Raw genomic sequence first — 532 nt, 5'->3', positions numbered from 1 at the left:
GTTAAAGGATTCTTTAAAGATATGAGAACCGTTCGGAATCCAAAATCAAAAGATGAATTAGTTGAACAATCGTTTACAAATATTATCCAATTCCTAGAAAAAGATGAAGAATCACTTGCAGAGGAGCAAGACGCAGAATACGAAAGAGAATTTTGGGAACGTTACCTCGCAATTTCATCAGATAAACTTTCTGAACGGATTATTGGGGTATATCATACTGACGGAGTTTTGGCTGCACTAGCATTTATGGATATGATTGCTGGCCAAGGATTTGTCAACATTTAAAGGAGCGAATTATGACACAAGGTGAGAAAAAAGGGCACTTGAGTTTTAGTGGTCTAAATACTTTCGAAGCATGTCAAAGAAACGGATACGAGAATTATATGCAACGTGTCCCTGAATCAGACGCAAGAGCATTACTCGTTGGAAAATTATTTCACAAATGTATTGAAGTTGGTTGTGATGATGACCAGATTCAAGAATACATTCAAAATTCAAAGCAGAAAAGTTCATTTTTCCAAAAAAAGAAAAA

Annotated in this window: 2 protein-coding genes; both read left to right on the top strand. The window is 35.3% G+C overall.

Translation table 11 applies throughout. The annotated features are described in order from the left end of the window. Positions 1-285 (top strand): hypothetical protein (locus N1032_RS27585; RefSeq protein WP_259543920.1); only part of this gene is annotated, 285 nt, incomplete at its 5' end. Positions 286-296: 11 nt separating this feature from the next. Then, the coding region (locus N1032_RS27580) for a PD-(D/E)XK nuclease family protein (RefSeq protein WP_259543919.1) at positions 297-532 on the top strand (236 nt) is incomplete at its 3' end.

The sequence above is a fragment of the Herbiconiux daphne genome (assembly GCF_024979295.1).
Classification (GTDB): domain Bacteria; phylum Actinomycetota; class Actinomycetes; order Actinomycetales; family Microbacteriaceae; genus Herbiconiux; species Herbiconiux daphnes.
This window is presented reverse-complemented; position numbering and strand designations above follow the sequence as displayed.